Source organism: Brevundimonas alba, from assembly GCF_011927945.1.
In the GTDB taxonomy this organism is placed as follows: Bacteria; Pseudomonadota; Alphaproteobacteria; order Caulobacterales; family Caulobacteraceae; genus Brevundimonas; species Brevundimonas alba.
Map to the genome: position 1 here is coordinate 981,107 of NZ_JAATJM010000001.1, position 13,015 is coordinate 994,121.

The window sequence follows — 13,015 nt, forward strand, 5'->3', positions numbered from 1 at the left end:
TCGTCAGCCTGCTGACGAAGCGATCTCCCGGATGACGCTGTTGGCGATCGTCAGCTTGGCGAAGGTCCAGCCGGCCCCCGACGCCTCGATCTCGTCGACCGAGGCGCGAACCCCCTCGACGGTCTTCTGGCGCGGTCCGATCCAGGCGTCGACGGCCTGTTCCGCCGTCAGTTCGCTGGCGCCGACCGAGGCGTCCGCCGAACGGGCCACGGCGCGGGTCAGCGCCACCTGCTCGTTCATCAGATCCTCAATCAGACGGCGCACCGCCATCCGGTCGAAATGGTCGGCGGAGGGGGTCGCCCCCGCCGCCGCGCGCAGCCGGTCGAAGTCGAAGGCCGCGCCCACCTGGTGGTACAGGGTCGCCATGGCCGGCTCGGGCCAGCCGGCCTCGCGCGCCAGATCGCCGATGTCGGCGGTGGCCACCAGCGGCTGCAGCATGGCGAAGTCGCGCGCCATCTCCTCGCTCGCCCCATAGCCGGTGAAGGCCGCGATCCGGGCTTCCAGCCGCGCCTGTTCGAAGCGCGACAGCACCGAGGCGCCGGCGGCGCGCAGGGCGTCGGCGGCGGGCCGGTAGGCGGCGATCAGCCCATCGACCGTCGCCCCCTCGCGCATCGCCCGCCGGGCCAGCCAGAAGGTCTGGCGGCGCAGCACGGTGGCGATCTCCTGATAGAGGACGATCTGCGCCTCGGCCGGGATCTTGAGGTCCAGTGCCGAGACCTGATCCCAGGCTTCGTCGAGCCGGAAGATCTGACGCGCCGCCTCGAAGGCGATGACCATCGCCCCGGTGTCGCACCGGGCCGACTGCCGCAGCCGCTCTGGGAAAGTCGGGCCGCACATGTTGACGATCTCGTTCGACAGGATCGTCGAGATGATCTCGCGGCGCAGCCGGTGGCGCTGCATGTCCGCTTCGAACTTCGCCAGCGGGGCCGGGAAGTAGCGGACCAGTGTCTGTTTGAAGAAGGCGTCGTCGGGCGCCTTCGACGAGACGATGTCGTCGAAAAGCTCCAGCTTCGAATAGGCGGTCAGGACCGCCAGCTCCGGCCGGGCCAGCGGCGTGCCCGCCGTCTTCATCTCGGTCAGCTTGAGATCGTCCGGCAGGCCCTCGACCTTGCGGTCCAGCTTACCCTTGCCGCCGAGCCACTGCATGAAGCGCTGCTGCGCGTCGAGCGCTTCGGCGCCCTCGGCCTGCTGCAGGCTGAGCGCCAGCGTCTGGTCGTAGTTGTGGACCAGCACCTTCAGCCCGACCTCGTCGGTCATCGAGGCCAGCAGGGCGTTGCGGTCCTCCGCCTTCAGCGCGCCCGAGGCGATGGCCGCCCCGGTCAGTATCTTGATGTTGACCTCGTGGTCGGAGCTGTCGACCCCGGCCGAGTTGTCGATGGCGTCGGTGTTGATCCGGCCGCCGTTCCTCGCGAACGAGATGCGGCCCGCCTGGGTCAGGCCGAGGTTGGCGCCCTCCCCCACCACGGCCACGCGCAGCTCCGGCCCGTCGACGCGGATGGCGTCATTGGCCTTGTCGCCGACCTGCAGGTCGGTCTCGTTCGGCGCCTTCACATAGGTGCCGATGCCGCCGAGGTAGAGCAGTTCCGCCGGCGCCTTGAGGATGGCCTTCATCAGCGTCGCGGGATCGACCGCGTCCTCCTCGATCTCCAGCAGGGCCTTGATCTCGGGCGTCAGCTCGATCGACTTGGCCGAGCGCGGGAAGATGCCGCCGCCGCTCGAAATTTTCGACTTGTCGTAGTCCTGCCAGGACGAGCGCGGCAGTTTGAACATCCGGTCCCGCTCGACCCAGCTGGTCGCCGGATCGGGATTGGGATCGATGAAGATGTCGCGGTGGTCGAAGGCCGCCACCAGCTTGATCGCCTTCGACAGCAGCATGCCGTTGCCGAACACGTCGCCCGACATGTCGCCGACGCCGACGACGGTGAAGGGCTCGGTCTGGATGTCCTTGCCCATCTCGCGGAAGTGGCGCTTGACCGCCTCCCACGCGCCGCGGGCGGTGATGCCCATGACCTTGTGGTCGTAGCCGACCGAGCCGCCCGACGCGAAGGCGTCGTCCAGCCAGAATCCGTAGTCGGCCGAGATGCCGTTGGCGATATCCGAGAACGTCGCCGTGCCCTTGTCCGCCGCCACGACCAGATAGGGGTCGTCACCTTCCCACATCACCACATCCGCCGGATGGGTCACGGACCCGTCCGCCGTGATGTTGTCGGTGATGTCCAGCAGCCCCGACAGGAAGGTCTTGTAGGCGCGGATGGCCTCGGCCTGCTGCGCGTCGCGATCGCCGCCGGCGCGCACGATGGCCGGCAGGTTCTTGGGATAGAAGCCGCCCTTGGAGCCGACCGGCACGATGACGGCGTTCTTGACCTGCTGCGCCTTGACCAGCCCCAGCACCTCGGTGCGGAAGTCGTCGCGGCGGTCGGACCAGCGCAGCCCGCCGCGCGCCACCGGTCCGAAGCGCAGGTGCACGCCCTCGACGTGCGGCGCCCAGACGAAGATCTCGCGGAACGGCTTGGGCAGGGGCAGGTCGTCCAGCTCGCGCGAGGCGATCTTGATAGAGATGTGCGCCTTCGGCTGGCCGTCGGCGGCGGTCTGGAAATAGTTGGTCCGCTTGATCGCCATGATCAGCAGGGCCAGCCGCCGCAGGGCCCGGTCGTGATCGAGGCTCTTCACCTCCTGCAGCAGGGTCATCAGCTTGGCCCCCTGCTCGTCGACGTCCGACTTGCGCGACGCCGCGTCGCCGCCGGCGGCCGGATCGAATTTGCACCGGAACAGGGACAGCAGTCCGCGCGCCACCGACGGATAGTCGCGCAGCGCCTCTTCCTGCACCGCCTGGCTGGGGTCGAGCCCGGTCTGCTGGCGATAGCGGGCGAGGGTGCGCACCAGCGCGGCCTCGCGCCAGCCGACGCCCAGCTCCAGCACCAGCCGGTTGAAGCCGTCGCTCTCCGTGCGGCCGGTCCAGACCGCCAGGAAGGCCTCTTCGAACGGCCCGCTGACGTCGTCGAAATGCAGGTCGCCGCCGCGGGGATCCTCGAGCAGGAATTCGTGCACATGGATTTCGGGATCGCCCGTCGGGCTCAGGGCGTGGCCCCACTCTTCGAGCGTCTTCAGCCCCATGTCCGCGAGGATCGGCAGCACGTCCGACAGCGGCACCGCCGCGCCCCGCCGATACAGCTTGAAGCGGAAGTTCAGCGGTCCGTCCTCGTCGGTCCGGAACGCCCGCACCGCCACGGGATCGCCGCCGTCGTTCAGCCCGCTGTCGTTCAGCTGGTCGATGGCCTGCAGGTCCCGCACCGCCTCATCGGCGTCGTAGCGGTCGCGGTAGCCGGCGCCGAAGGCCCAGGCCCAGCGATGGCTGAGCGGACCCACCTGCACGTCGTCGATGTCGGCGTCGCGCAGGGCGCTCTCGAAGCGATCGACCCAGCTGCGCCCGGCCTCGGCGATCTTCTCGTCCAGCTCGGCCAGGTCGGGGCAGGGGTGATCCCCCGGCGTCACGCCGATGATGTAGTGGATGCGGACCAGCGGCTGGTCCGACAGCTGCGGATACCAGGCCGACAGCCGGCCGCCCCACTCGTGCGCCAGAATGCGCCCGATCCGCTCGCGCACGCCCGGATTGAAGCGCTCGCGCGGAATGAAGGTCAGGACCGAGACGAACCGGTCGAACGGGTCCTTCCGCGTGAAGCTCTTGATCCGCGGCCGGTCGTGCAGGTGCAATATGCCCAGCGCGATCTCCAGCAGCTCGTCCTCGCCGATCTGGAAGAGCTCGTCGCGCGGATAGTTTTCGAGGATGTTCTTCAGCCGCTTGTAGCTGTGCGACCCCACCACCTTGTCCGCCCGGGCCAGGGCGTTGGCGACCTTGCGGCGCAGCAGCGGCACCTCGGTCGACATCCGGTCATAGGCCTCGGCGGTGAACAGGCCGACGAAGCGGGTCTCGCCCGACGGCCGGCCATCCGGCCCGAACCGCTTGACGCCGATGTAGTCCATATAGGCGCGGCGATGCACCCGCGAGCGGGCGTTGGCCTTGGCCACCGTCACCGGCTCGGACAGGTTCAGCTGCTTCTTCATCGACTTGGTCAGCACGGCCGGCTCGTTGGCGCGGCGCAGCACGGTCCGCTCCGGATCGGCCAGTACGCCCAGGCCGGCGCCCGACTGCGACAGCGGCGCCTCGGCCTCGTAGCCGCCGTCCGCTGTGCGCGGGAACTCATAGTCGCGGGCGCCGAGGAAGACGAAATGATCCGCCTCGAGCCAGCGCAGGAAGGCGAGGTTCTCGGCCAGCACGTCCGCGTCCACGCCCGCCACACCCGCTTCCAGATGGGCGATCGAGCGGGCCATCAGGGCGTTCATGGCCGCATGATCGGCCACCGCCGCCCGCACGTCGCCCATGGTCTCGGCGAGGCTCTCGCCCAGCGCGTCGCGCCGCTCCTGCGGCACCGGGTCCATGACCACGATGATCAGGGAGGTGCGAACCCCGCCCATCTCCACGATCGGATGGAACATCGAGCGCACGGTGACCCCGGCCTCGGCCAGTTCGCCCATGACGCTGTCGACGAGGAAGGGTCGGTCGTCCTGGATCAGGGCGATGCTGTCGTAGCCGGTGGACCGCGCGTCCGCGCCGTTCAGAGGGCCGAGGGTGATCAGGGCCGCCTCGCCAGGCTTGCGCCCGGCCGCGGACTTCCACACCGAGGCCAGCAGATGCGCCAGATCCGCGCCGCCCAGTTCCGGCGTCTCGTCGGCCACATAGTCTTCATGGGCCTGGGCGAGGTAGGTGCAGGCCGGCTCGCTGCAGGGGCCGCCGACCGCGGTCGCGAAACTCGCCTCCAGCGCCTCCAGCGTAATCGCCTGAGGGTGCGTGGGGGCGGAAGCGCCGGGCATGGGGGTCTCTTTTCGGAACGCGGCCTCGGACGGACCGCCAGGGACGTCGCCAGACTAGGCCGGTTCGCCGCTTCGGCAAGCCGCCCGTCCTGACCGGGTTCACCTAGGACAGGCCGCCCGCGGCGGGAACCCCCAAAACGACGAAGGCCGGCCCCTTGCGGAGCCGGCCTCGCCTTCCGTCCGGAAATCCGGACAGGATCAGAAGCGGACGTTCATGCCGATGCGGAACGAGTGCAGCGCGAAGGAATCGGTGCTGCGCGTCAGGTCAGTGCCGGTGGTGTTCGGCGCGAGAATGAACGGATTGGTCGCGGGCGTCGTGCCCGTGTTGCCGACGCGGATGTTGTACTCGCCGGTTTCCAGGTCCGTGTAGATGTATTCGGCGTTGAACGTCAGGCTGGGGGCCAGACGCCACTCCACACCGCCGCCGAACTGATAGCCGTCGGCGTCGTCCTCGTCGGTGGTCGCCGTGAAGCTGTTGGCGGTGTTGTTGGTGTTGAAGCTGTTCTCCACCTTGCCGTAGGCGGCGCCGCCGGTGACGTACAGCAGGGCCGGGCCGGCCGCGTAGCCGAGGCGGGCGCGCAGGGCGGCCATGTGATCAAGGCTGCGGGTCAGGCTGTAATAGGCCGGGGTGGTGCTGAAACCACTGACGCTGTCCTCGGCGTCCACGGCGGCGATCTCGCCGACCGCGCCCACGACCCAGCGGCCGAACTGCATGTCGTAGCCCAGCTTCACGCCGCCCTCGACGCCCGAGGCGTCGTCGTCGCAGCGGGTCTGGCCGCTGCTGGCCTGATCGCCGCAGAAGCCGGGGCCGAACGCGTTCTGGCCGCCCGAGGTCAGCACCGTATCGTCGTAGTCGCCGTCCAGATCGCGGTCGAAGACGAGGGTTTCATCGGGCTCTTCGTCCGGCTGGATGAAGCCGCCGAACACGCCGACGTACGGGCCCGACCAGTCGGGAGCGGATTGCGCGAGGGCCGGCGCGGCGACGCCGGTCAGCAGCAGCGTCAGGGACGCGGCGGAAATGGTCTTCAGCATGAGTTGTCGATCCTTGAGATTGGTGTTGGCCCACCCCTCCAGCCGCACCAACGCCGCCTCGCCGCCCGCGTTCCGGCAAAGCTCGGCCCCGCCCGCAATCCCGCTCACTCCTTCAGGAGGCGTGACATTTCCGCATCTGGACCCCATGCCGGCCCAACCCGGATACGACAAAGCCGCCGGACTTTCGTCCGGCGGCCTGTCGGATCGGCGCCCAGGAGGGGGAGGGGTGGCGCCGATCTCTGCACCGCGGCGTTGGGGGGAGGGGAGCCGCGGCGACAGGGATGAGATAGGCGCCGGTTGTGGCCAATCAAGGGCGTTAAGAGGCGTCTTTGGGGCCCGGCCTGCGGCGGGTTGACGCGGTCGGGGCGGGCCGTTCGGCCTCCTCGTCGGCATAGGGCTCGCCGTCGCCGGATAGCAGGATCGCCATCCAGCGCGAGCCCTTGAACTCCGCCAGAATGGCCATGGCCATGACCGCCAGCGGCGTGGACAGGAACATGCCGACCACGCCCCAGACCTTGCCCCAGAACGCCAGCGCCAGCAGCACCACCACCGGATCGATGTTCTGGTTGTCGCCCTGCATCCGCGGCTGGATGAAATTGCCGCTGACGAACAGGATGACCTGAAGTCCGCCCAGCAGGATCAGCGCCGGCCAGTAGCTCTCGAACTGCACCAGGGCGAACAGCGGCGGCGCCAGACCGGCCACGGCCCCACCCAGCACCGGAATGAAGCCGACGATGAAGATGACAAAGGTCCAGAACTCCGCGTTCTGCAGCCCCACGGCCCGCATCAGCAGCCAGGCCGCGGCGCAGATCATCGCCCCGGTCACCGTCTGCACCCACAGATAGCCCTCGACCCCGCCGCGCACCCGCTGGAACACCTCCAGCGCCTCACCTCGCGCGGTCCGGTCCGGGAACATCCCCACCAGTTTGCGCCGGAACCCGTTCTGCGACGCCAGCAGGAAGCCCAGGTAGATCATCACGAAGATGGTCCCGGTCACCACGCCCTGCGCCTGCCGCGCGACGATGGACAGGTAGCTGGGGATGTCGGCCCGGGCGAGCAGCTCGGTCGCCGTCGGCGCCGCGTCCACATTGAACAGGGCGTAGGCGTCGGACAGTATCTGGTCGAGACGCGGCCCCAGCAGCACCGCGTCATCGGTGGTCTGAACGAAGAATCCGCGCGCGCCGTAGAAGATAATGGCGACGGCGATCAGAAAGCCGACCGTGACAAGCAGCAGGGCGGCGACCCCCGCCCATCGCTCGGGCACCGGCGTCCGCGTGGCGAGGCTGCGCTTCACCCCGTCGATCATGATCAGCAGGAAGATGGCCATGGCCAGCGGCGTCAGGATGTCGCTGAGCCAGTAGACGGCGGCTCCGGTAGCGACGACGGCTATCGCCACCAGCGCATTGCGCGCCACGGTGGACGTCGGAACGGTGATCGGCGCTTTCATCGGCATATGGTCAAGGTCCCGGGGTTCGCCGTCAATCGGCCTTGAACCGCCACGCCGGGCGGTAGAGCATGAGCGTCAAGCTTGTGCAGGAGTTCCCACCATGACCGAGACCGCGCCCGCCCTGTTTCTCGGCCAGTCCTTCGCGGAAGACGGCGGCGAGGCCGAGGTCCTCCTGCTCAACCGCGCCAACCGCCACGGGGTCGTCGCCGGCGCGACCGGCACGGGCAAGACCGTCACCCTGCAGATCATGGCCCAAGGCTTCTCGGACGCGGGCGTGCCGGTCTTCTGCGCCGATGTGAAAGGCGACCTGTCCGGCATCTGCGTGCCCGGCTCGCCGAATGAGAAACTTCTCGCCCGCGCCGCCGGTATGGGGCTGACGCTGCAGCCGAAAGCGGCCCCGGTCGTCTTCTGGGACCTCTACGGCCAGAAGGGTCACCCGATCCGCACCACCGTCAGCGAGATCGGCCCGGTGCTTCTGGCCCGGATGCTGAACCTCAACGACGTGCAGGAAGGCGTGCTGTCGGTGGTCTTCCACGTCGCCGACAAGGAAGGCCTGCTCCTGCTCGATCTGGACGACCTGCGCGCCATGCTGGTCCACGTCGGCGAGAACGCCGAACGCATCGGCCGCGAGGTCGGCAATGTCGCGCCCGCCTCGATCGCCGCCATCCAGCGGTCGCTGCTCCAGCTGGAACAGCAGGGCGGCAAGGCCTTCTTCGGCGAACCGGCCTTGCGGCTCGAGGACATGATGCGCACCGGGCTCGACGGCCGCGGCCAGGTCAATGTGCTTGATGCGACCAAGCTGATGGCCAGCCCGCGCCTCTACGCCGCCTTCCTGCTCTGGCTGCTGTCCGAACTGTTCGAACAGCTTCCCGAGGTCGGCGATGCGGACAAGCCGCGCCTCGTCTTCTTCTTCGACGAGGCTCACCTGCTGTTCAACGACACGCCGGACGCCCTGCGCGAAAAAGTCGAGCAGGTGGTGCGCCTGATCCGCTCCAAGGGCGTCGGCGTCTATTTCGTCACCCAGAACCCGGCCGACATTCCCGACAGCGTCCTGGCCCAACTCGGCAACCGCATCCAGCACGCCCTGCGCGCCTATACCCCGTCCGAGCAGCGGGGCCTCCGGGCCGCTTCCGACAGCTTCCGCGCCAATCCGGCCTTCGACACCGCCGACGCCATCCAGGCCCTCGGCGTGGGCGAGGCCCTGGTCTCGACCCTCGATGAGAAGGGCGCGCCCAACGTCGTCTCGCGCACCGCCATCCGCCCGCCGGACAGCCGCCTCGGCCCCGCCACCGACGCCGAGCGCGCCGCGGTCATGGCCGCCAGCCCGGTGCGAGGCCTCTACGACACGCCGGTCGACCGCGAGTCCGCCGAGGAACTGCTGTCTGCACGCCGAGGCGAGGCCGATCAGGCCGCCGCCACCGCCGATGCCGCCGCCGCCCGCGCCAAATCCGACGCCGCCGCGGCGAAGGAAGCCGACAAGCTCGCCGCCGCCCGCGCGAAGGAACAGGCCAGCCAGCAGGCCCAATACGAGCGCGAAGCCGCCCGCTCCCGCGCCCCTGCCCGCCGCTCGACCCGCGAAACCCCCATCGAGGCGGTCACCAAATCCGTGCTGCGCACGGCCGGTTCGACCCTGACCCGCGAACTCCTCCGCGGGGTATTGGGCGGTCTTCGGCGGCGGTAGAGGTCGCGCGAGTGCGCGCAAATCCTCTTCCTCTATCGTCATCCTCCGGCAAGGCGCTTCAGCGCCGCGACCGGGGGACCCAGCGGCGCGCGAGAGCGCGACGCTGTCGGGAACGCCGCTGCGGGAGTCCTCTGCCTGAACAGATCGCCTTCGGCGCCGCTGGGTCCCCCGGTCTCGCTCCGCTCGCCGGAGGATGACGAAAGCGGAATTGCTGCGCTGCAAATCCGACTGCTGTCTCCATACTTTGAACAGCCAAGCTGCTGTTTCCATTCGACAACCCCAATTTGCCAGCGTCACGAACGCGCCGCAGGAGAGACCGGCGGCATACTCCCCCCATCCCGTTGACGGGGAGGGCGTCGGATCCACGTTCCTCGATGGCGACGGGCTGTGGTCGAGCGATGAAGCCCGGGCGATGGAGAGTCCGGGGGTCCTCGCGGGCAGGGATGGATCCTGCCTGCTTGCTCGCCGCGCGCTTCAGGTGGGGTTGAGGACGTCGTAACAGCGGCGGTAGGCCCCCCCGCGTCGGCAGTCGTGAGGCTGTCGCCGTGTGATCCGTCAAAGGCCCGAATGCAGGGCCGCCAGTCGGAGGGCGTGTGGAAAACGACTGCGCGGGGCGTCTGTCTCGTCGAAACGGTACTAAAAACTCATCACCGGGCGAGACCCGGCGACCCCGCACCCTCCCCAACCGCTTCACCCGAAGCGGCGGTCAGCCATGCCCGATGTCCACTCCGGTCTTTGACAATTAAATCAGGCGCGCGGGACCAGCAGCCACATCCGCAGCGGATGCCTCACCGCGCCGGCTTCCTCGCCGGCGGCCTCGCCCCGACCCATGTACAGATCGGCCCGGACCGGTCCGCGAATGGCCGAGCCGGTGTCCAGCGCCACCACCAGTCCCCGGTATCCGCCGCGCGCACCCGCGAGATGGCCGCCGTCGGCGCTGATCCAGACCAGATCGCCATAACGCCAGTGCGCCGGATCGACGGCGATGGCGCGCCGCGCGGGCAGGGGGACGCCCGCCGCGCCGTTCGGATCGCCGCCGTCGTCGGGATCGAGGCTGAAGAAGATGTAGCGCGGATTGAGCGCCATCACCGCACGCGCCTCCGGCCCCCGGTGCGCCGCAAGCCAGGCCCGGATCGCCTCGCCCGAGGTGCCGTTCGCCGGCAGCAGGCCCTGATCCGCCATCGGCCGGGCGATGCCTGCGAATTTCTGGCCGTTGTCCGCGGCGTAGGCGGCTCGCGCCTTCGACCCGTCCTCGAAGGTCAGATAGCCGGACCCTTGGATCTGCATAAAGAACAGATCCTCGGCCCGCATCCACGCCAGCGGGGCAGCGCCCGACGCGGCTTGCGGGTCGGCCTCGATCTGCGCCCGCGGCGGCAGGGTCTGGCCGCGCGTCCAGCCGGCGGGAGGCGCCAGCACCGGCATGTCGAACTCGCCGCCGGGCCGCCGCCGGGCTGAATATTCCGGAGCGAAATAGGCGGTCAGGAGACCGGGCCCGCCATCGGGCGTCTCTGCCGCGACCACCGAGAAGCCGCTCTCGAAGAAGGCCCGGGCCATCGACGGCGTCACCGGCTTCGAGGTGCGGCGGATCTGCATGGCCCGGTCGCACTGCGCCCGCGCCCTCGGCTCGCGGGCCACGCGGCAGCTATCCGTCCATGCGTTGAAGGCGGCCAGATGATCCTCGTCGGCCCAGCCGGGCAGGGTCACGGGACTGAAACCGGTCGGCGCGGCAGGCTCGTACGGAACCGGCTGGTTCGGCGCCGGCGGCACGGCGGGCAGGGGCAGGATCGGGGCGCCCGCCCCGCCACACCCGGCCAGAAGGACGGTCAGGGCGCCCGTCAGCGCGAGCGCCGCGGCTCGCAGCGTCCGCCTCACGCCGCAGCGGGCTCGGTGCGGGCCAGCAGCCAGTTCGGATCGCTGGCGCCGAGGGTGCGTTCGAAGGTCCAGACCTCGGCCACGCGGCGCTCCTCGACTTGCTCCTCGGCCGCCGGATCGGCGGACTTCACCCGGTTGCGCAGTTCGGCGAGGAAACGAACCTTGGCGATGGCGCGGTTCTCTTCGGCCGTGGCCAGTTCCAGATCGGCCCGGGCGGGATGCAGGAACTCGACCGTCTCGGTTTCGCCGCGGGTCTCCCGCGCGGCGATGCCGCCCTCGAACGAATCCATCACCACCGGGGTCAGCAGGGGCTTGAGCGTCTCACGGTCGCCGGCGGCATAGGCCCGGACGATGGTCTCATGCGCCTGGCGCGCGCCCTCGAGGAAGCGAACCGGGTCGAAATTCGGATCCCGGGCCTTGAGCCCGGCGATGGAGGCAAGGGTGGCGGCGTCGATGACGCTGGCCCGCGACCCGCTCGTCTCCGTCGGGGCGGTCGGCGCCGGCGGCTGGGCCCGGGCGTCGTCCTCGGGCTGCCGCCCGACCTTCTTGCCCAGCACATTATAGAGCTGGAACAGCACGATGGCCGCGATCACGGCGAAGATGACGATCTGGACCTGGACCGGTGGCACGGGCATTCCCTGACTGGCGCCCCGTGAACGCGGGGCGCGGTGAAACGACGATTAGGGACTGATATGGGGCCGCGCAAGGCGAACGGCCTCCCCCTCGCCCCGGCGGCGGATCGCCACGGGCCCCGCCGCTGGGTGCCCGCCGGGCGAGCGTCGTTGCCGCAACGGGCGCCGCATGCTAGTCGCCGCGCCTTCCGGGCCCGGCCAGCCGCGCCCCTCACGCCATTCCAGCAGACCTTCCGCCATGACCGACGCAGCCCCGCCCGCCGACGCCGCCACCACGCCTGTGCAAGGCGAGCCCGCCGGCCCCGGCTTCCGCATCCTGGCCCAGTACGTTCGCGACCTGTCCTTCGAAAACCCGAAGGCCCCGGACTCGCTGCGCATCGAGGGCAAGCCCGCGATCGACCTCGGCGTCGAGATGAACGCCCAGGGCCGCAAGGACGGCCTGTTCGAAGTCGAGCTTCGCCTGACGGTCAAGGCCTCGACCGACGCCATGACCGTGTTCAATGTCGAACTGCTCTACGGCGGCCTGTTCGCCCTGTCAGGCGTCGCCGAACAGGACATCGAGCCGCTGCTGCTGATCGAGTGCCCGCGCTACCTGTTCCCGTTCGCCCGGGAGATCATCGCCGGCGCCACCTCGGACGGCGGCTTCTATCCGCCCTTCATGCTCGACCCGATCGACTTCGCCGGCATCTATATGGCGCGCCAGCAGCAGATCGCCCGCGGTCCGGCGGAACCCGCCCAGGTCTGATCGGTCAGGCCGCTTCGGTGGCCGTGTCGACGTCCAGCCCGTAGGCCGTCCACAGCGAGCGGTCCTTCAGATTGGCCCTCAGGAAGGCCAGATGCGCCGCCCGCTCGGCCTCGGTCGAGCGCGGCGCCAGCGGCCTCGGGCGCGGGCCGTATCCGCCCGCGGACGCCGTCGCGACATTCGCCGCCACGGTCCGGGCGGCCGACAGATCCAGCCGCCGCTCCTTGCCCCCCTTCAGTTCCAGATAGACCTCGGCCAGCAGCCGGGCGTCGATCAGGGCGCCGTGCAGGCTCCGCTCGACCAGGCTGATCTTGAACCGCTTGCACAGGGCGTCCAACGAATTGGCCATGCCCGGAAACCGGCTCTGCGCCAGTTTCAGCGTGTCGATCCAGCGCGTCTCCTCGATCAGCTCGTGCCCGCACAGGCCGCACTCATAATCGATGAAGGAGCGGTCGAAGGCGGCGTTGTGCGCGATCACCGGCGCATCGCCTATGAACTCCATCAGGCCCCTGACGACATCCTTGAACTTTGGCGCGTCCTTCACCTTCTCGTCGGTTATCCCGTGCACCCGGATGGCGTCCGGCGGGATCAGCCGCTCGGGATACACCAGGGTATGATAAGTCCGGCCGGTCGGCAGCAAATCCTCGATCTCGATACAGCCGACCTCGATCAGCCGGTCGCCCGTCTTCGGGTCAAAGCCGGTGGTTTCGGTGTCGAGAACGATTTCGCGGGCCATGGCC

The 13,015-nt window shown here is 69.5% G+C and carries 8 protein-coding genes; 2 read left to right on the top strand and 6 right to left on the bottom strand.

Annotated elements, in window-relative coordinates:
- Positions 1-3 precede the first annotated feature (3 nt).
- From GGQ87_RS04920 to GGQ87_RS04930, 3 genes are all read right to left on the bottom strand, one after another.
- Positions 4-4,869 carry an NAD-glutamate dehydrogenase gene (locus GGQ87_RS04920; protein WP_168045572.1) on the bottom strand — a complete coding sequence of 1,622 codons (4,866 nt, stop codon included), beginning with the start codon at positions 4,867-4,869 and terminating at the stop codon, positions 4-6.
- 198 nt (positions 4,870-5,067) lie between these two features.
- On the bottom strand, positions 5,068-6,009 hold the full coding sequence (locus GGQ87_RS04925; protein ID WP_342448304.1) for an outer membrane protein: 942 nt from the start codon (positions 6,007-6,009) through the stop codon (positions 5,068-5,070).
- 208 nt (positions 6,010-6,217) lie between these two features.
- The gene (locus tag GGQ87_RS04930) at positions 6,218-7,354 is read right to left on the bottom strand and encodes an AI-2E family transporter (protein ID WP_425339267.1); all 1,137 of its coding nucleotides are present in this window, start codon (positions 7,352-7,354) and stop codon (positions 6,218-6,220) included.
- A 94-nt stretch (positions 7,355-7,448) separates the two neighbouring features.
- Here GGQ87_RS04930 and GGQ87_RS04935 point away from each other — a divergent pair, with 94 nt between their 5' ends.
- Entirely contained in the window at positions 7,449-9,029 is a 1,581-nt protein-coding gene (locus GGQ87_RS04935; RefSeq protein WP_168045573.1) for a helicase HerA-like domain-containing protein, read from the top strand.
- A 747-nt stretch (positions 9,030-9,776) separates the two neighbouring features.
- Here the strand turns inward: GGQ87_RS04935 and GGQ87_RS04940 are convergent.
- Both GGQ87_RS04940 and timA read right to left on the bottom strand, forming a co-directional pair.
- Positions 9,777-10,901 carry an MltA domain-containing protein gene (locus GGQ87_RS04940; protein WP_168045574.1) on the bottom strand — a complete coding sequence of 375 codons (1,125 nt, stop codon included), beginning with the start codon at positions 10,899-10,901 and terminating at the stop codon, positions 9,777-9,779.
- Positions 10,898-11,536: a TIM44-related membrane protein TimA gene (gene timA, locus GGQ87_RS04945; RefSeq protein WP_168045575.1), complete on the bottom strand. Its 639-nt coding sequence runs from the start codon at positions 11,534-11,536 to the stop codon at positions 10,898-10,900. Before timA ends, GGQ87_RS04940 begins: the two co-directional genes overlap by 4 nt.
- 235 nt (positions 11,537-11,771) lie before the next feature.
- Here timA and secB point away from each other — a divergent pair, with 235 nt between their 5' ends.
- Positions 11,772-12,278: a protein-export chaperone SecB gene (gene secB, locus GGQ87_RS04950; RefSeq protein WP_168045576.1), complete on the top strand. Its 507-nt coding sequence runs from the start codon at positions 11,772-11,774 to the stop codon at positions 12,276-12,278.
- A gap of 4 nt (positions 12,279-12,282) precedes the next feature.
- Here secB and dnaQ read toward each other — a convergent pair whose 3' ends face one another.
- Positions 12,283-13,011 carry a DNA polymerase III subunit epsilon gene (gene dnaQ, locus GGQ87_RS04955; protein ID WP_168045577.1) on the bottom strand — a complete coding sequence of 243 codons (729 nt, stop codon included), beginning with the start codon at positions 13,009-13,011 and terminating at the stop codon, positions 12,283-12,285.
- Positions 13,012-13,015: the final 4 nt, after the last annotated feature.

Coding starts and splice junctions, on each gene's coding strand:
- GGQ87_RS04935 (WP_168045573.1), top strand. CDS start 7,449: ATGACCGAGACCGCGCCCGCCCTGTTTCTCGGCCAGTCCTTCGCGGAA.
- dnaQ (WP_168045577.1), bottom strand. CDS start 13,011: ATGGCCCGCGAAATCGTTCTCGACACCGAAACCACCGGCTTTGACCCG.
- timA (WP_168045575.1), bottom strand. CDS start 11,536: ATGCCCGTGCCACCGGTCCAGGTCCAGATCGTCATCTTCGCCGTGATC.
- GGQ87_RS04920 (WP_168045572.1), bottom strand. CDS start 4,869: ATGCCCGGCGCTTCCGCCCCCACGCACCCTCAGGCGATTACGCTGGAG.
- GGQ87_RS04930 (WP_425339267.1), bottom strand. CDS start 7,354: ATGCCGATGAAAGCGCCGATCACCGTTCCGACGTCCACCGTGGCGCGC.
- secB (WP_168045576.1), top strand. CDS start 11,772: ATGACCGACGCAGCCCCGCCCGCCGACGCCGCCACCACGCCTGTGCAA.